This is a genomic window from Mycolicibacterium nivoides (genome assembly GCF_003855255.1).
GTDB lineage: Bacteria > Actinomycetota > Actinomycetes > Mycobacteriales > Mycobacteriaceae > Mycobacterium > Mycobacterium nivoides.
Genome location: NZ_CP034072.1, coordinates 6,584,440 through 6,602,476, shown reverse-complemented (window position 1 = coordinate 6,602,476; position 18,037 = coordinate 6,584,440). Strand labels below are relative to the sequence as shown.

The following is an 18,037-nucleotide window of genomic DNA, read 5'->3' as shown; positions in this document are numbered from 1 at the left end:
TCCGCCCCACTGGTATCGCTCAGCTACCGTCGGCAACGTCACGATACTTGGACGGCGATCGCCGTGAGGGCGAAGCGGGGTGCTTGCCACTCAGGTGTGTCCGGTCTCAGACGCTCAGTGCACGCGCACGATGATCTCGGAATGGCCCAGCCGGATCACGTCGCCGTCGGCCAGCTGCCACTCCTGCACCGGTGCGTTGTTCACCGTGGTGCCGTTGGTGGAGTTGAGGTCTGACAGCAACGCGACCTGTCCGTCCCACCGGATTTCCAGGTGCCGGCGAGACACCCCGGTGTCGGGGAGACGGAACTGGGCGTCCTGGCCGCGGCCGATCACGTTGGCGCCTTCGCGCAACTGGTAGGTACGGCCACTGCCGTCGTCGAGCTGGAGGGTGACCGCAGCGCCTCCGGCGGCGTAGTCGCCGCCGCCGTACCCGCCCTGCTGGCCGCCGTATCCGGGCTGGCCGGCCCCCGGTGCGCCGTACCCACCCTGGTCCGGGTAGCCGCCCTGCTCGCCATAACCGGGCTCGCCGTAGCCGCCCTGTTCGGGGTAACCGCCCTGCTGAGGCTCGGCGTAGCCGCGGCCATAATCCTGCTGCTGGCCGTACTCCTGGCGCCCGTAGGGCTGGCCACCGCCGGCGTACCCGCCACCCTGCTCGGGGTAGCCGCCGCCCTGGCGCGGGTCCTGACGTCCGTAGTCGTACTCGCCGCCGCCGTAACCGGGTTGACCGCCCGGCGCGGGCTGGCCGTAGCCGCCGCCCGGCTGGCCGCCGTAGCCGCGGTCATAACCGCCGCCCGGCTGACCGCCGTAGCCGGCGGGCGGACGCTGCTGCTCGTAGGACTGCGGGGGGTAGCCGGCCTGGTCGGGGTAACCGCCTTGATCCGGGTACCCACCCTGGTCCGGGTAGCCGCCCTGATCGGGGTATCCGCCCCGCTCGCCGCCGTAGCCGCCGCGCTGCTGCGGGGGATAGCCGCCGCCCTGCTCCTGGGGCGGGTAGCCGCCCTGCTCCGGCGGGTACTGCCCGCCGCGGGGATCGTCCTGCGGGTGGCCGTAGCGGTCGTCGTAATACTCGTCGCCGGGCCGCCCTTGTCCCTGGCCGCCGCGGTAATTCGGGTTATCGGTCATAGGTGGTTCTCCTGATTCTGCGGTGAACGCATGGTCGCCTTGGGCTCGCGCGGATTCGCCAGCGGTCGAATCGGGGTTAACCGCGCCGTGGGCGCGGAACTGTCCGGTGTGCAGGTTCGGTGATTGCTCGAATCTAACGACCACATCACCATACGTTTGCCACCCCTGATCACGAATGAATCCCCCCAGATGTTTGGCGAACGCGGTCGAGGTCAGGTCAGTATCGGCGCTTACTCTCTGATAGTCAGTGCCACTGAGCGTAATTACGTAGTCGTTCGGTGCCAAAACTTGTCCACCGGCCACGGTACGGGCTCGGGACTCGGCTTCCCGGCACAACGCCGTCTCTACTTCTTGAGGCACTATCGAGCCGCCGAAGACCCGGGCGAACGCATCGCCGACGGTCGACTCGAGTTTGCGTTCGATGCGGTCGACCAGACCCATGTCACCGCCCGCCTTTTCTCGTTGTCGTTCGTCGCCTCGACACGGCACCCGTGCTACCGCGTGTCGCTCTGGCCACACTGCTCACAAGCATGGTATCGGCCTAGTGCCGTAAAGCGGGACCAACAGAACTCTGAGAATCCGATCGTTGCAGGTCAGTGACCTGATCTAGATGAGCTTAAGGGTTTTCTGACAATCCGGCGGGCGCCTGATCGGCCTGCTGATCGGCCGGTTTGGGAACGGCGCGCTCGCAGTGTTACGCTGCCTCGGTCATTCGGGCGAGTGGCGGAATGGCAGACGCGCTGGCTTCAGGTGCCAGTGTCCTTCGGGACGTGGGGGTTCAAGTCCCCCTTCGCCCACAGAGAGCGGTTCTGATGAACTGCGACGAAGGCCGTGAACTCAACTGAGTTCACGGCCTTCGTATTTGGGGCCGAGCGCCGTGGCTAGGGCAATACTCACGTTGTGCATTCAGAACTGCGAGCGGCGGACGACACCAAGCTGGTTCTGGAAGTGACGGGTGACGGGCCGCCGGTGGTTTTCGTGCACGGGTCCAATGGCGGCCTGGATTCGTGGGCCGCGGTCGGTCAGCATCTCGCCGGCTACCGGATCGTGCGGTACGCGCGGCGAAACCACCCACCGAGTGCCATCGGCAACTCACCCAATAGTTTCGACGCGGAGGCCGCCGATCTGCGGTGCGTGCTGAATTCAGTGGCTGAATCCTTTGGTTCTACGGCACATATCGTCGGCGGCTCCTATGGAGCGACGGTCGCCCTTTATGCGGCCGCGGCCGACGCCGATCGAATCGCGTCACTGGCGTTGTTCGAGCCGCCATTGCTGTTGTCGGGCGCACACCTGTTGCCGGTCCTCGATCGCTTCCGGCAGTTCTGCGCCGAACGCCGATATCCAGAGGCACTCGAAGTCTTCGCCCGCGATGTCGCATGCGTTCCTGCCGAGGTGATTTCGGCGACTCCGATCACGCTCCCTGATGAGGAGACCGGCCGCACCATCACGGTCTCCGCGGGAGCGGATCTGGAGGCGATGGCCGGTGACGGACAGGACGTCGACCGGTGGGCGACGATCACGTTGCCGGTGTTGTTGATGCAGGGCGGTCAGAGTTGGCCACCTCTGCCAGAAGGCATGGACCGCCTGGCGCAGGTGCTCCCACACGCCCAGCGAGTGGTCTGGCCCGATCAGTCGCACTTCGCGACAGCCATGGCGCCCGAGCGCGTCGCCGAGGCTCTTCAGGAGTTCTTTGCCACGGTGTGACTACCTGCGCTGCAACAGCTGCAACAGATAGTCGCCGTACCCGGATTTGGGCAGTTCCTTGGCACGGGCAACCAGTTGATCGTCGTCGATGTAGCCGGCGCGCCACGCGATCTCCTCGGGCACACCGATCTTCAGCCCTTGGCGGCGTTCTATGGTGCGGACGAAGTCACTGGCGTCCAGGAGTGAGTCGAAGGTGCCGGTGTCCAACCAGGCCGTTCCGCGGGCCAGCACCTCGACCGAGAGCCGGCCCTGGTTCAGGTAGATCTGGTTGATCTCGGTGATCTCATACTCTCCGCGCGCGGATTTCCGGAGTGAGCGCGCTATATCTATGACGTCGTTGTCGTAGAAGTACAGCCCCGGCACGGCGTACTGCGATTTGGGGACGGCGGGTTTCTCCTCGAGGGACAGCGCTGTGCCGTCCGCGCCGAACTCGATGACACCGTAGGCGGCCGGGTTGGCCACCCAGTACGCGAAAATCGCTCCACCGCTGACATTCTGGAACCGGCGCAGGTTCGTACCCAATCCCGGGCCGTAGAAAACGTTGTCGCCCAGCACAAGTGCCACCGAATCTGTCCCGATGTGCTCGGCGCCGATCACGAACGCCTGGGCCAGGCCTTCGGGCTGGGGCTGGGCGGCATAGCTCAGGTTCACCCCGAAGGCCGAGCCGTCACCCAACAAGCGCTGGAACGCCGGCGCATCGACAGGGGTGGTGATCACCAGGATGTCGCGGATGCCGGCCATGATCAGGGTGGACAGCGGGTAGTAGACGAGCGGCTTGTCGTACACCGGCAGCAGCTGCTTGCTGACACCCGTGGTGATCGGATGCAGGCGGGTGCCGGACCCACCGGCCAGAAGAATTCCGCGCACGCGTGCCTACGCCCCGACGCCGTCTGCCGGCTTGTCATGGCACAACACGCCGACACCTTATCGTGCCGGTGCCGGCCGCCTCGCCGGAATGAATCTCCTCAACTCAGCAGGTAAGACGTCATCGACAGCGACCCGTAGGTGTAGCCGCTGACCATGGCGTCGACCGAGCGGGTGGAATCCGCTGCGGCACCGGCGAGCCCGGCGAAGTACAGCATCGGGATGAAGTGGTCCGGGGTGGGAACGGCGGCCGCATAGTCGGGGTGCGCCTCGAGGGTGAGGACATCGGCGGGGGAGTGGATGAGTTGTTCGTGGGCGGCATCGTCGAAGCGTTCAGCCCAGGCGAAGCCACCCTCGGGCTTGGTGGGGTCCATACCGGCGAGGTTGTGCACGATGTTGCCGCTTCCCACCACCAGCACGCCGCGCTCGCGCAACGGCGCCAGCTTCGCACCGAGTCGCAGGTGGTACTCGGCCGGTTCGTTGGCGTTGATCGCCAGTTGCACAACGGGGATGGACGCGTCGGGAAAGGCGTGCACCAGCACCGACCAGGTGCCGTGGTCGATACCCCAGCTGTCCACGTCGGCACCCACCCAGGTCGGGTGCACGACGTCGCTGACCTCCTCGGCCAACTCCGGCAACCCCGGCGCCGGGTACTCGACGTCGAACAGCTCGCGCGGGAATCCGTAGAAGTCGTGGATGGTGCGCGGGCGCGGCATCGCCGTCACCGCGGTGGCGTTGATGTACCAGTGCGCACTGATCACCAGGATCGCGCGGGGCCGGGGCACCGCCTGCCCGAAACCGCGCCAGGCCGCGGTGAAGCGATTGGACTCGAGCGCGTTCATCGGGCTGCCGTGGCCGATGAATGCCGCGGGCATCAGTGCAGGTGCCGGATCCATGAATCGAGCCTAGGACGCCGGGTTGTCCCAATGGTCCATGCAGACCAGTTCGCCGACGGGGCGCCGGCGCACCGGGCCGTGGGATCCGCGGGGCCAGCCCACCACGACGTGGCCGGCCAGCATCCACTCCTGCGGCACCCCGACGGCCTCGCGCAGCAGCTGTTCCCCGCCGTAGGAGGCCCAGCTGGTCAGGCAGGCGCCCAGGCCCTGGGCCCGGGCCGCGAGCAGGAAGTTCTGCATGGCAGGAAAGATCGATCCGCCGAGCAGCAGTTCCGAGGCGGTGGGGAACCGCTGCTGGGTGAACAGCACCGAGGTGAACTCGCCTGCCCGGTCGTGCAATTCATAGGTGGCGCGGTCGGTCCTGGCACGCCGGCTGGCGTCGTCCTCGGCCGGGCGGGTCATGCCGTAAACGGGTTCGATGACGGCCAGTGCCTGCGCGGCGGCCTTCGCCACTACCGCGCGCTGCTCCGCGGAGCGCAGCACCACGAACCGCCAAGCCTGCGCGTTCGCCCCCGACGGCGCCCACGCCGCGGCCTGCAGGCAGCGGGTCAGGGTGGCGTCGTCGACCGGTTCATCGGTGAACCGCCGGATGGTCCGCGACGTCGACATCACTTCCCACACGTCGTTGCTGGCAGAAGACATGTCCCCCCTCGGATCGCGGTCCATCCGAATGTGCCGGACACATGAGGTGGCACACAACCCCAGCGCGTCGACCCGGCTCACCATGTGGCGGTCACCCAGCGGCTGCTGCGGTAGCGTTTCCGGGTGTGCAGGCCAGTGTCGGCCTGGCACCTCAGGAGTTCGCGCTGTTCGAGCTGCCGGAGCAAGTGATGCAAAGTAATCACGTCCGGCGGGGATTTGGTGTTCTGATGCCCGATCTGTATCCCGTCGACGATCCCGACGACGCGGATCCCCGCTTGGCGCCGCTGCTGGCCTGGCGTCAGCAACTGGTCGACTCCGGCGCGGTCGCGGCCCGCAGTTTCAAAGAGGCGCATCTGCGTCTCGTCCTCAAGTCCGGCCGTACCGATGTCGAGCAGATCCGCGAGATGCTGCCGGGTTCGGTGGCCGAACACGCTGAGGCGATGGCGCGGGTGCTGGCCGAGCTGGAAACCCGGGCACCGGACAGCCCATCGGAGCCGGCGCCACCCGCAGTCGCCGACGTGCACGCCATCGCGTTCCGCCACGGCGAATCCCGTCCCGACGTCGTGGACCTGAGTTGGCCCGACTACCAGGCCAACGGGGGAGTGGTCCTGTACCGGGTGGTCAGTGGCGAAGACCGGGCGCCCAAGTCCCCGGAGAACGCCGACCTCGTCGCGGCGACGCCGTTGTCGGCCGCCAGCGACGACCGGCCCTTGACCGGCCCGGTGCGTTACTACCAGGTTTGGGTCATCACCGGGACGTCGCGCGCGGATGCCCTGAGCACTCGGCCCGTGTTGCATGCCAGTGGGGTATTCGTCGCGCCACCCGGTGACGTGTCCATTCGGGAGGACAACGGCCTGGTGATCGGCAAGTGGACGGAACCACCCGCGACGAGTTCGGTGCACGTCTACCGCATCCCGCACGACGCCGCCGATGAAACCGGGATCGACGAGTCGCCCTACCGGATCCTGGCCGAAGGCGAGCACCGCACCGGTTTCGTCGATTCCGGCGCGGCCCGGGGCATGCGCTACCGCTACCGGGTGCGCTGCGCGGTCACCGTCGACGACGCCGTGCTGTTCTCGGAACCCGCCGATGTCGACGTCGAGGTATCGGCGGTGCTCGCCGCCGTCACCGACATCTCGGTCGACACCAGTCTCGACGGTGAGTCGTTCGACGTGTCGTGGGCCGCTCCCGGAGCAGAGGTGGCCGTCTACCTCAGCCAGACCGGTCCGAGCGCAGGCGGGGTCTCGACCGAGCTACCCGAGAACGCGCTCGAGCAGGTCGGGCTGACCCCGGACCTGCGATTGCGGCAATCGGTCACCGATCGGGCACTACCCGACGGCAGCCACCGCACGCTGATGGCCGGGGTGCCCTGGCCCCGGGGCTGGAGCCGGGCCTACCTCACTCCGGTGACGATCCTCGCCGGGCGGGCCGTGCTGGGCCGCACCGTATCGGCGGTGCGCACCGGCACGATCCGCGAAATCGAACTCGTCGAGTACTGCAACAAACAGGTGCTGACGTTCGAGTGGCCCGACGGAGCGGCAGGCGTGGTGGTGACCCTGGCGGCCAAGGGCTACGACCCCCGCGCCGGCTTGACCGGCAGGTCCTTCGAGATCTCGCTCGAAGACTACGAGAAATACGGCGGCATGCACCTGACCGGCGCACTGCCGGTGGGTGGATGCTCACTGCACCTGGCGCCGGTGGCGTTCTCCGGTGGGCGACGGGTGACCGGGCCGGTGGCCAGCATCGAGTACCCGGGCATGCTGCGGCTGCAATACGCGGTGCGAATCGGGCGTGATCCCAACGGTTTCCCCAACACAGCCACCGTCGCCGTGCGTTCGGAATACGACATTCCGGGCTCGCCGTCGTTCGTGTTGGTCAACAACCCGCAGCGGATGCCGTTGAGCGTGCACGACGGCCAGCCGGTCGATGTGGCGCCGCTGGACGCGCAGGGGCAGTTGGCAGACCAGCCGTCGAAGCAGTTGCGCTGGACGGCGTTGACGGCGTCGGGCAGCGGCGAACTGTGGGCCGCCAACGTCAGCGGCCTGCACGGCTGGATCCGGCTGTTCCTCAACATCCCCGATCCGGCCCAGCTGCGAACCCTCGCACTGCTGGACCCGCCGGTGCAGACCTTGCAGCTCACCGCGACGGTGCTATGACGTCGCGCTACGGCCAGCTCGCCTATACGTCGTTCGATGCCGTCGGGACTGTCGGCGGCTGGCAGGTCAAGGAAACCAGCGGAGGTCTGACGCCGGCTGAGACGCAGGCGTTGATCGCCGGGGTACGCACGGTGTTCCGTCCGGTGGGCGAGATGCCCGATTTCCCGACCCCCGAGCAGCTCGAGCACGGCCCGCGCCGGCTGGCCTACCGCCATCTCGGCGATGGCGCCGGCTATTGGCACACCTTCCCGGCCGGGTCGGACAGTACGGGCCGGCCGGGCAACGTGTTCGCCCACGCGCTGTTGGACCGTGCGCCCGACACCCATCCCCGCTACCGGGCCATCCAACGGTGGCGGTCGTCGCACTGGCTGCAGCCTTTCGGCGCGGCAGCGGTGGCCCGTGCCGCGCTTCCCGGGACCCTGCCGGAGCTCGGCAACGCGGTCACCAAGGACAGTGTGGTGGCCTTCGCGCTGGATGCCGTCACCTGGCGGTTGGCGACGTTGTTCGCGCTGCTGGATGCCGTGGCCGCGGCGCTCGCCGGCGGTCCGCCGGTGGTGCTGGGGGTGCGGTCCCCGGATGCGGCGGCGCAGTGGATCGGCCTGGTGAGTTTCCTGATGTCGCCGGGCACCGCGGCGGCACTGAGCTTCTCCACCTTCGATCGCGCGGAGCAGGTCGCGCCGCACAACGGCCAGGTGCTCAGCGCGGTTCCGATCGAGGACCTCGCCGCGGTCGAACCCGGCATGGTCGTGATCAGCGAATCCGAGACGGTGTCGCTGGGTGAGCTCGGTGGCGATCCGCACCGCACCGCGGGCGGACACCGCATCGAGGTGACCCGGTGGTCGGTGATGGCACAGGTGGTGTTGCTCGACGTGGCCTCGGCCCGGCGGGTGCTCGACGACATCGACACGCTGTCCAGCCAGGTGCGCGATGACGGTCTGCACCCGGCCTGGCCGATGGCCATGGCGGTGGCCGGGCAGCCGGAATTCGCCGACGCGCAGGTGGAGGCCCATGAGGTGATCGCCGCGCATTCCCCGTCGGGTGCCCTGGTCGGGTCCGAAGCCGCGCACATCATCGCCGATGTGCTCTCGGCCGCGGTCGGTGCCACGACAGCCGATGCGTGGCGGGTGGTGCACGAGTTGCGGGATGGGGCGGGAGCCGCACTCGCCGATGCCACGTACTTCTCCCGGGCCATCGCCGACGACGCCTGGATGACCCAAAGCGGACCAATCCCGTTGGGGCCGAGAACGTTTCACGGGAAACCAATACCTTCGTCGCTGCGGGTGGCCATCGGTCCCGCCCTGGAACACAGCCGCAGGCAAGGTCCTGACCGGTTGCTGCGGGTCGTTGACCTGCTGTTGCGGGCCGGGGTCGCCGACGACCGGCTGCAGGTGGCCCTGGCCGACGGTGTGCTGCCCGGTCTGGCGGATCCAGGGGTACGCACGCGCATCGGTGCCGCGGACCGGCTGTCGCTGGCGGCGTGGTTGCTGCACGACGTCGACCCGGAGGGCAGCGCCATCGACGACGACGTCCTGGACTGGCTGGCCGAGGCGGCTCCGGTCCCGGAGCCGGCTGAGCTCGCGGCGGCCCGGCCCGGGGATCCGGTGTGGATCCGCGCCGCGCTGCGCGGCCTACGGTCACGGCGGCGTGGACCGCAAGGCGCGGGTGACCTCGGTGCGCAGCTGTGGTGGCTGCGCACCACCGACCCGGCGAGCTTCGCAGCCGCCGCAGTGGCGTCGGTCTGGGATCCGTCGGATCTGCTGCTGGCCATCGGTGCCGATCCGCTGCCCAGGATGGCTGCGCTGCGCACCCTGGTGGGGGCCGCGGACTCGGCCGCGTTGCACCTGTTGGCGGGCAAGGTCATCGAGGACAACGGCGACAACGTGGCGGTCTCCTGTGCGGCCGTCCGTCACATCGAGCCGCGGGAGTGGCTGCATCAGCAGTATCTGCACACCCACCAGAGTTCGTATGTACCGCTGTGGGATCAGGTGCTGGCCGGGCTCGAGCCGCGGTCCGTGCACCCGGATTTCGCGGTGCGGCTGCTGGCGTTCGCGCTGTTGGGCGTGCTCGCCGGCCAGCCGTATCCGCAGGCCTGCAACGCGTTGGCCGCCGAAAGCGGTTACGGCACACAGGCGGTCGCCAGGGTGCTGCCGCTTGTCGACGGTGGCCAGCTGGCACCCGTGACGGTGGTGGCGATCAGCCTGCTCCGCACCGCGGCGGCCGAAGCCGCCGGACATGCCCTCGACCCGGTGGATCGGCTCGCGGGTGTGCTGGCCGGACAGGTGGCCGCCACCATGGTGGGCGCCGACGCGGAATCCGTGGTGGTGTTGATGGCGCAGTTGTCGGGCGATTCCTCTGAGGGGACGATGCGCGGATACCGCAAAATGGTGAACAGGCTGCTGACGCGGCGGGGCGAGCACCCGTCGCTGGCGGAGCGACTGAGGGGGAGCCGGGGCTGACATGAGCAAGTGCCCGCGTTGCTTCACCCTGTTGAGCCCGAACAACCACCTGTGGACGCTGCCCGCCCAGGCCGGCGGCACGCGATACCGCGACGACGTCGCTTCGGCCTACGTCGGTGCGCCCGCCGATTGCGGTCCGCTCTATACGTGGACCCGCACACCCGGCTACAACGGCCCGCCGCCGCCGACGTCTGAGGCCAGCCGGGCGCTGCAGGGACCTGCGGTGGAGGTCTGCCCGGTCTGCCACTTCACCCTTCCCGACGGCTTCCGCGAGGGGCACGCCATCTGCATCGCGCTGGCCGGGGCACGTGCGACGGGCAAGAGCCTGTACATCGCGGTGCTCGTCAAGCAGCTGGAATTGCTGTGTGAGCGTTTCGGCGTGGTGATGGAACCGGTCACCCGGGCCACCGCACAGAACTACGCCACCAACTACGAGGGGCCGTTGTACGTCCATCGGGGACTGTTGCCGCCCACTCCGACGGTGCACACCCAGGCCCCGAATCAGCGTGAGCCACTGGTGTTCTCGATCGGTGTCTGGCACGGGGTACGCCGGTTCCTGGTGCTGCGCGACGTGGCGGGCGAGGACCTGGAGAACGGTGACCTGCGGGCGCCGCCCTTCCAGTTCTTCGGCCACGCCGACGGGGTGTTCTTCATGTTCGACCCGTTGCGGGTCAAGGCCATCCGCGATCAACTGCAGGATCTGCTGCCGCCCCAGCCGTTCAGCGGTGGGGAACCGCGTTCGGTACTGGGCAATCTGCTGTTGGCGGTCAACCCGGGCCAGCCCAAGCTGGCGGTGATCCTGTCGAAGTTCGACGTGCTGCGTGCGCTGCGGGACGTGCAGGGTTCGGAATGGGCACTGGTCATGTCGAACGGGGGAGCGGCCTTCCTGCGAGACACCTCCGACGGCAAGCAGTACGACGACGTCGACGGTCAGCTGCTCGACCAGGAGGTGCGCAGCTTGTTGGTCCGTCTGCACGGCGGGTCGATCGTCGCGGGCGTGGAGAACCCGTCTCTGGGCGCGCGATTGGCCAGCCGGTATTTCGCGGTGTCCGCGCTCGGACATCCGCCCAACGGAAATCGTCTGCACGCCAGGGGTATTGCCCCATTCCGGTGTGTGGATCCGGTGCGCTGGGTGACTTCGCAGTTCGGCGTGCTGTAACCGGCCGATCGGGTTACCGACCGGGTTCGCAGGGACCGGTGACCCCGTGGCTATGGTGGGCTGACCGAGTGGAGAGGTGACAGGTGGGCAAGAACGAGCGCACGAAGATCGTCATGAACGACGATGAGATCGCCGAATTCATCGAACGCAGTCGGACCGCGACGATGGCCACGGTGCTGCCCAGCGGCCGACCTCACCTGGTCGCGATGTGGTACGCGGTGCTCGACGGTGAGATCTGGTTCGAGACCAAGGCCAAGTCGCAGAAGGCGGTCAACCTGCGCCGCGACCCCACGATCACTGTGATGATCGAGGACGGCGACACGTACAACACCCTGCGCGGCGTGTCGATCGACGGCACCGCCGAGATCGTCGACGACCCGGAAACGATTCTGCGCGTGGGCATCAGCGTGTGGGAGCGCTACACCGGGCCCTACACCGAGGAGATGCGCCCGTTCGTCGATCAGATGATGAACAACCGCATCGCCGTGCGGGTGGTGCCCAGCCGTCAGCGCAGCTGGGACCACCGCAAGCTCGGGCTTCCCGAGATGCCGGTGGGCGGCAGCACCGCAGAGTATTTGAACGCCTAGCTCGACGGGCGCGGGCGCGGCTTGAGCCGGCCATTGGGCAAGGGCGGCGCAGGCAACCGCGCGACGCGGCCGGTGTAACCCTGCACATCGCCGAACCGGACATCGCCTGCCTGCCACAGTTCGCGGTAGGTCGCGATGTCGTCGTGGCTGCGACCGACGAAGTTCCACCACATCACCAGTTCCTCGGTGAACGGCGGCCCGCCGAGCAGGATCACCCGGGCCGGCCCGTCGCCGCGGTTGACCAACCGCAGTTGTGCGGACCCCGGCGCCTGGTAGGCCAGGTCGGCGACTGCCAGAGTGGTGCCGCATACCTCGATCACACCCTGGTCGAGCAGGACCCCGTGTTCGAAGCCCGGGTCGACATCCAATGTCAGCGCCGCACCCGGATCCAGGTCGATCTGCGCGCCCAGCAGCGGCGTGAAGGTGGGCACCGGGGACTTCGAGCCGGCCAGCTGACCGAGGAACACCCGCAGTGTGGCGCCGTCGAGGATCCGGGGCGGCGGCGCGTAGTGCGCGAAGTCGCGGCCGGTGTCGCGGGCGGCGTCGGGCAGGGCCACCCACAGTTGCACGCCGTGCAGGATCGTCGTTTCCGCCGTCGAGACCTCCGAGTGGCAGATCCCGGCACCGGCGGTCATCAGGTTGAGCTCACCCGGCCGGATCATGGCATGGACCCCGGCGCTGTCCCGGTGTTCGATCAGGCCTTCGAAAAGCCAACTCACCGTTTGTAATCCGGTGTGGGGATGGGGCGGCACATCCATGCCTCTGCCGGCGGTTCGGACATCGTGGGGACCGTAGTGGTCGGCGAAACACCAGGCGCCGATCATGGACCGGTCCCGCTGCGGCAGGGTGCGACGAACGAGCATTGCGCGCGGCCCGCCCAACGGCACCTCTCGCGGGTGCAGGACGCCGGTGAACTCCGAATTGGCGCAGGTGACTTCGGCAGGCGCCGTATCGGTATTGCTCATGAACCTCACGGTAACCGCGTTCGGGCGAACCCGACGCGATTAGCATGACGCGCATGACCGGGGGATTGACTGCCGAAGATGTTCGCAGCACCGAGTTTTCGAAGCCGCCACTGGGCAAGCGGGGTTACGACAAGAAGTCGGTGGACGACTTTCTCGCGCTGGTCGCCCGGAGGCTCGACGGACGCGGGCACCTCGGTGCCGACGATGTCCGGAACATCGCGTTCCCGAGGCCGCCGTTGTTCCAGCGCGGCTACGCCGAGGACGATGTGGATGCCCTGCTCGACGCGGTGGTCGCCACGCTCGAGCAGTAGTCAAAGGGAGAGTTTGGGGACGGTGCCGTCACTGCGCCTCTCGGCGAGTGGTCGCTCGAAGCGACGATTCTGGTGTGGGGCCCGGGGCAATGCCCGACACCGTCCCCGGGTGTAACGACACACCCCGGGCCCCTATTCCTCCCCCGGTGGAAACTTGCCCCTGCCCTGCCGTCCCCTCGAATCGGCAGCGCAAGGGCCAGAAAAGATTCTGGTGCGTTGCGCGGGATCGAGGATCAGGCGGCTTCAGGGAAGACCAGGCCGAGCTTGCGCACCGGGTAGCCGTTGCGCTCGGCCAGCGAGCGCAGCTGCTTGAGCGCAAAGCTGCGGCCCCGGCCCGCCTCGGGAACCATGATGCCGGCCCAAAGTCCTTCGGCGCGGGGCAATTCGCAGGCCTCGCGGGCACACAGCCAACGCCGCGGGCATTCGCGGCAGATGACCTTCGCCTGATCGTCGGGAGTGGAGGTCCACCGCTCCGGCTCACTGGTGCACACGCCGAGCGGGATGCCGTTGGCCATGAGTGCGTTCATGCTGCTGCTCCTGTTAGAGGACTTCTGTTGCGGTGTGTACCGCGTTGGGGGGAACGCTATAGCAAGAACCGTAGCGATGCAACAGTTTGATTTGGACTGCAGCGGTGCAACGCTACGGAAATTTGCATTGGTAACGATGGCGAATCACCAGGGGAAAGGCGCTTTGGATCTAAAACCGCACGTCAGAACACCGATGGGTACCTTCATGTACCCGTAGCAGGTGTACGGTTTGTCCGGCGGAGAAGCCGTAGCATCGGGGTTGTTTGCTACAAATACAAAAAACCCAAGGTGTAGCGGTGCTTCGGTCTGGGGTTAGGATTGACGGGTCCCGGCAACCGCTTCAGCACTTCGGCTGAGGCTGAGCACATCGGCGAGGAAACAGCCCCGTATGACCGACGCTGAGTACGATCTCGCCACGGGCGAGTTCGATGTCGGACTCATCCGCGCTGGTGCTGCAGCCGCCGCCAGACGCCGCGAGCTCGACATCAGCCAGCGCAGCCTCGCCGCCGACGGGATCATCAACGCCGGAGCCCTCATCGCGTTCGAGAAGGGTCGCAGCTGGCCCCGCGAACGCACCCGGTTCAAGCTCGAAGAGGTGTTGCGCTGGCCGCCGGGCACCATCGCCCGGCTGCGCCAGGGCGGGCCGGTGCCAGATCCGGCGATGCCTCCACCGGCACCGGTGGAACCGCCGACCGTCGTCACCGCACAACCGCCGTTGACGACCACGCCGCCGGCCAGTGAAGAGGTACCGCTGATCGCCCAGGCGGTGCTCACAGCGGTGAGCACTCTAGAGTCGACGATCGCCACGTTGCCCACCGTCGGAGAACCCGAGTTCACGCCGCGGGTGACGTCAGTGCTGGCCGACCTGCGTCAGCTCGAGGCGGTGGCCGCCCGCGCCGCGCGGCTCAGCATGGTGACTCCCGCGCTGATCAAGGCGCTCAGCGCTGTGCGGCGCCAGATCGATGAGCTGACCACCCTCGCGGCCACCGCGCCCGGGGCGACCCTCGGGCAGCGTCTGTATGCCGCCCGTCGGCAGGCCAATCTGACGATCGGTGAGACCGCAACGGCTGCGGGCGTTTCCGAGGACACCGTGGCCCGCGCCGAGGCGGAATATCCCATCGACGCCCCCGCAGTCCATGCCCTGGAGGGACTGATCGGCGCGATGCGCTGATCAGGGTCCGGCTAGCGGTCCCGCCGGTCGTCGTGGGTCGGGAAGTGCTCGGCCAGTGCCGCGGCGATCTCCAGGAAGCGGCGCCGGGTCGGCGTCGACATCTCCCGGGGGTCGACGACGCCACCGGGGCGAAGATGCCCGTCGAACGGCACCTCGATCACCCGCTGACCCTGACCTGAGAACTGTCCGGCCAGGATCGAACGCGTCCGCTTGTCGGCGTGGCCGTCGGAGTCGTTGAGCACCACGACGGTGCGTTGCAGCAGGTCCGTCATCTCGTGGGCGGCAAGCCAATCCAGTGTCTGGCCGGCCGTGGCGGCGCCGTCCACCCATGGCGAGGACACCACGATCAAGCCGTCGAGATCGCGCAGCACTTCCTGCGTCACCGGTGAGTCCATCGTCGAGCTGCAGTCCACCACCGAGATGGAGAAGTGTCTGTCGAGCCGAGTGGTGGCCTCGCGGTAGATGGCCGCGTCGAGCACCCGGCGGCGGGCCGGTGTGCCCTCGCCTGCGAGGACGAACAGCCCGGCGGCGTTGTTGCCGACCCTGCTTCGCACGTCGGCGAAAGAGTCGAGGTGCTTGTCGTTGGCCAGTTCCCAGTACGAGCTCTGGGCCTGAGGGTCGACGCGGCTGCCGAGCTTGCCGAAGGACGTGTCGGCATCGATGGCCACCACGCGGTCGTCCTGACGCAGCTGCGCGAAGATCGATCCGACGCTGGCAGAGACGGTGGTCTTGCCGACCCCGCCCTTGCCCATGACCCCGACCTTGTAGTGGCCGCGCAGGACGCCCTTGATCTTCGTCTCCAGCTCGGCCTGGCGGAGGTCTTCGGGCGACGGCCCGGGATTGACCAGGCCGAATGTTGTCCGGTACACGAACAGTCGCCAACCACTGCCCGGCGGTTGACGCTTGGGCGGCACCAGGTCGTTGACCCGGATGCGATCGGCGTACGAGCCCGTCGGCAGCGGGGGTACGGCCGGTGCAACCGCACCTGGATCCTGGGCGAATCCGCCTTCGGCGGGCCAGGGCTGACCGGGTGGCGGTCCGTAGGGATGCTGTGGCGGACCCCCGGGGCCGGGCGGACGCTGCGACGGAAGCTGCCAGCCCGGGGGATGCTGCTCCCACACGTCGGTCCGGGCATCCGGCTGGCCCATGTTGGGTGGTGCCTGGTTTGGAGGAGCGTGACGGGCGTCGTGCGGAGGTTGGGGTGGTGCCGGCGGCGGAGGTGGAGGCGGAGCCTGCTGCTGCGGCGGAGTCGGCGGTGCGGGAGGCGCCTCCCGGAATGTGGTGCGGGCGCGCTCGGCGTCGGGGTCGGTCGGAACGCCCTGTGAGGGCCCGGCGTCGTCGGGATCGGTGGTCTCCGGGGCCTTCGACGGAACGAAATTGACCGGGGGACGGCCGGGTATCGACGGTGGTTCGGGCGGTTTCCGGCGGGTCGGGCGGGTATCGGGTTCGAAGTGCGATTCCTCCGGACCCGTCCAGCCGAGCTCTCTACGCAAGGTGTCGTCTGGGTCGGGCACGCCTGAATCTCCTCCGGAACTCACACAAGGGAACTTTGACCGTGCTCAAGTATCGACTACAACCCGTCCGGCTTGCACGATCCGTCCGCAATCGGCCGGAAATTACAGGTAGCAAATTCGTTCGGCAAACGCCGGCACTGGGCGAGACGGCGGTTGAATGTGTCGGGCAGACACCGAGAACCACCCCGGAATCGCCGCACCGCGCATGCCACACGAGCACGGTGCGCATCCATTGGCGCGTCCGGCAAGAAACGTTCCCTCAGCTGCAATAAATGGTGGTCGGAGGGAGTTCCCTGACCCTGTGCCGGGCGCGCTTCGGGGCCGAAATTGGTGTGCTGACCGGGTCAGATGCGCTGGTAATCTCTGTTCCGGCGAAGGGGACACGGGGCATGGGACTGCTGGGGGATATTGCCGATTTCGGCAAAGGCGTGATCGAGAACAATCTGAAGTGGACCGAGCGCGCCGCCAGGGTCGGCGAGTTCATCGCTCGCAACACAGTCGGTGCCGAACTCGACCAGGCTGCCAAGTTCGGCGGCCAAATCGCCGATCTCAGCCAGAGGGCCGCCAACTTCTTCGCCTCGCAGATCGGCCAGCGGCTGATCAGAACGGCCCGGTCGCCCATCCTGGCCGCCGGTCAGCAGACCATCGAGTCGATGAAGCACAGCACCGGGGTCGGCGATCCGGAGAACGGGCAACGTTTCGGTCAGGGGGCGGACAAGATGAGCGCGGTCGGGCAGGTGCTCGCGTCGGCGTTCCCGGACGACAGTTGGAACAGCGGCGGCGCCAGCGCCTACGCCATCCGCAACACCGAGCAGGTCGGCCGGGCTCAGACGATGCTCGGGTTGGACAACATGGTGGCCGGGGTGCTGTCCGCGGAAGCCGGCCAGATCTCGGCCGCTCGCGACAGCCTCGACGAGCGTTCCGACTGGCTCGGCGCGATGAGCCTGCTGACCACGAGCGCGGGAATCATTCCGGGCTTCGGAACGGCGGCTCAGCTGTCAGCCGAATTCGCGATGGTGGCCAAGGCCGTCGGCGACTCGAGCGGTGACCTGAAAACCCTGCGTGGACATATCGATCAGAACGCGGCCGTATTGCGCACCGCAGCAGCGCAATACGAGACCCTGGCCGGCGGTACCACCCCGATCGGTGCGGAGTTCGCGCCTCCGGTCGGCGACCCTCAGGAGCGCGAGGCGCCGGGAGATCCCGAGGCCACGACGCCGGGTGGCTCGGCAGGGGGCTCGACCGGTGGCTCGTCGGGCGGCGGCGGAGGAGCGTCGGCTGGTGGCGGCGGCGGTGGCATGCCCACAGGCTCGACTGGGCCGGTATCGGCGCCTGCGATGCCGTCGCCGGCGGCGGCGGGGGCCTCCCCGTCCTCGGCTATGACCGCCGATGCCGCGGGCGCCCTCGGCGGGATTCTGGGCTCATTGGTCAGCCCGATCGGCGGGATTCTCGGCGGTGTGTTGCAGGCCGCCGGGCAGGCGGCGCAGGCAGCGACCCAGGGCGGGACCCAGGCGGCACAGATGGCCAGTCAGGCGGCCGGGCACCGGAGCGGCGACGCTGACGCCGCCCAGCTCGGCGAGGCGTCGGGAAGCGTCGGCTCCGACGCTGACGACCGAGACGGCGAAGACCGTGAGGACGGTGACGGCCGCGCGAAGGATGACGAGAAGGACGAGGACGAGAAGGCGGGCGAAGGTACGGACGAGCTCGAGGACGGCCAGGCAGGAGGCCCGCCCGCCGCAGATTCTGCGGGTGCGGCGGCCGATCCGCTGGGCGCCGGCGTAGACCAAGAGGCAGCCAAGACACTGCCGCCTGACCTGGAAGCCATGGCTGCCGGCGGCGGCGCGGTGGGTCCGGCTCCGGCGCATGTCGGGGCGGATTTCGAGCAGGGCCAGCTGCATATGGCAGCGGCGGCTACATTAGATCGCGGTGTACCCGGATCTGCGGCCGTGATCGACAGTTAAGA

Annotated in this window: 15 protein-coding genes and 1 tRNA gene; 9 read left to right on the top strand and 7 right to left on the bottom strand. The window is 68.1% G+C overall.

The genetic code is table 11. The features are described 5' to 3' along the window. Positions 1-114: 114 nt before the first annotated feature. Complete coding sequence (locus EH231_RS32170; RefSeq protein WP_090429391.1) at positions 115-1,563, bottom strand: FHA domain-containing protein; 1,449 nt, start codon at positions 1,561-1,563, stop codon at positions 115-117. 273 nt (positions 1,564-1,836) lie between these two features. On the opposite strand from EH231_RS32170, the gene EH231_RS32165 reads away from it, so the two are divergent. Then, a tRNA-Leu gene (locus EH231_RS32165) sits at positions 1,837-1,919 on the top strand. A gap of 103 nt (positions 1,920-2,022) precedes the next feature. Then, complete coding sequence (locus tag EH231_RS32160) at positions 2,023-2,826, top strand: alpha/beta fold hydrolase (RefSeq protein WP_090429389.1); 804 nt, start codon at positions 2,023-2,025, stop codon at positions 2,824-2,826. Here EH231_RS32160 and rfbA read toward each other — a convergent pair whose 3' ends face one another. The 3 genes from rfbA to EH231_RS32145 all read right to left on the bottom strand — a co-directional run bounded on the left by rfbA (position 2,827) and on the right by EH231_RS32145 (position 5,228). Continuing rightward, entirely contained in the window at positions 2,827-3,693 is an 867-nt protein-coding gene (gene rfbA, locus EH231_RS32155) for a glucose-1-phosphate thymidylyltransferase RfbA (protein ID WP_090429387.1), read from the bottom strand. Positions 3,694-3,791: 98 nt separating this feature from the next. Beyond that, complete coding sequence (ygiD, locus tag EH231_RS32150; RefSeq protein ID WP_090430682.1) at positions 3,792-4,565, bottom strand: 4,5-DOPA-extradiol-dioxygenase; 774 nt, start codon at positions 4,563-4,565, stop codon at positions 3,792-3,794. A 30-nt stretch (positions 4,566-4,595) separates the two neighbouring features. Next, positions 4,596-5,228: a nitroreductase family protein gene (locus tag EH231_RS32145; RefSeq protein WP_090429385.1), complete on the bottom strand. Its 633-nt coding sequence runs from the start codon at positions 5,226-5,228 to the stop codon at positions 4,596-4,598. Positions 5,229-5,353: 125 nt separating this feature from the next. Between EH231_RS32145 and EH231_RS32140 the strand changes: the two genes are divergently transcribed. The 4 genes from EH231_RS32140 to EH231_RS32125 all read left to right on the top strand — a co-directional run bounded on the left by EH231_RS32140 (position 5,354) and on the right by EH231_RS32125 (position 11,586). Further along, on the top strand, positions 5,354-7,384 hold the full coding sequence (locus EH231_RS32140; protein WP_478354271.1) for a SaeA-related protein: 2,031 nt from the start codon (positions 5,354-5,356) through the stop codon (positions 7,382-7,384). Continuing rightward, a complete protein-coding gene (locus tag EH231_RS32135; RefSeq protein ID WP_090429383.1) occupies positions 7,381-9,840 on the top strand; it encodes a GAP1-N2 domain-containing protein in 2,460 nt (819 codons plus the stop codon). The genes EH231_RS32140 and EH231_RS32135 overlap by 4 nt, the downstream gene beginning before the upstream one ends. Before the next feature lies 1 nt (position 9,841). Beyond that, entirely contained in the window at positions 9,842-10,999 is a 1,158-nt protein-coding gene (locus EH231_RS32130) for a hypothetical protein (protein ID WP_090429378.1), read from the top strand. Positions 11,000-11,082: 83 nt separating this feature from the next. Continuing rightward, the gene (locus tag EH231_RS32125) at positions 11,083-11,586 is read left to right on the top strand and encodes a pyridoxamine 5'-phosphate oxidase family protein (RefSeq protein ID WP_090429376.1); all 504 of its coding nucleotides are present in this window, start codon (positions 11,083-11,085) and stop codon (positions 11,584-11,586) included. On the opposite strand, the gene EH231_RS32120 is transcribed toward EH231_RS32125, so the two are convergent. Next, positions 11,583-12,551 (bottom strand): pirin family protein, encoded by a 969-nt coding sequence (locus tag EH231_RS32120; protein ID WP_090429374.1) that lies wholly within the window; start codon positions 12,549-12,551, stop codon positions 11,583-11,585. The genes EH231_RS32125 and EH231_RS32120 overlap by 4 nt on opposite strands. A gap of 44 nt (positions 12,552-12,595) precedes the next feature. Here EH231_RS32120 and EH231_RS32115 point away from each other — a divergent pair, with 44 nt between their 5' ends. Then, the gene (locus tag EH231_RS32115) at positions 12,596-12,862 is read left to right on the top strand and encodes a DivIVA domain-containing protein (RefSeq protein WP_044514378.1); all 267 of its coding nucleotides are present in this window, start codon (positions 12,596-12,598) and stop codon (positions 12,860-12,862) included. Positions 12,863-13,095: 233 nt separating this feature from the next. Here EH231_RS32115 and EH231_RS32110 read toward each other — a convergent pair whose 3' ends face one another. Next, positions 13,096-13,389, bottom strand: coding sequence for a WhiB family transcriptional regulator (locus tag EH231_RS32110; protein WP_090429372.1), 294 nt, complete (start codon positions 13,387-13,389; stop codon positions 13,096-13,098). A 388-nt stretch (positions 13,390-13,777) separates the two neighbouring features. On the opposite strand from EH231_RS32110, the gene EH231_RS32105 reads away from it, so the two are divergent. Beyond that, positions 13,778-14,560, top strand: a complete 783-nt coding sequence (locus EH231_RS32105) for a transcriptional regulator (RefSeq protein ID WP_090429369.1) — start codon at positions 13,778-13,780, stop codon at positions 14,558-14,560. Between the two features lie 11 nt (positions 14,561-14,571). Here EH231_RS32105 and EH231_RS32100 read toward each other — a convergent pair whose 3' ends face one another. Next, positions 14,572-16,074, bottom strand: coding sequence for a MinD/ParA family ATP-binding protein (locus tag EH231_RS32100; protein ID WP_090429367.1), 1,503 nt, complete (start codon positions 16,072-16,074; stop codon positions 14,572-14,574). Positions 16,075-16,463: 389 nt separating this feature from the next. Here EH231_RS32100 and EH231_RS32095 point away from each other — a divergent pair, with 389 nt between their 5' ends. After that, positions 16,464-18,035, top strand: a complete 1,572-nt coding sequence (locus tag EH231_RS32095) for an EspA/EspE family type VII secretion system effector (protein WP_124714044.1) — start codon at positions 16,464-16,466, stop codon at positions 18,033-18,035. Positions 18,036-18,037 lie beyond the last annotated feature (2 nt).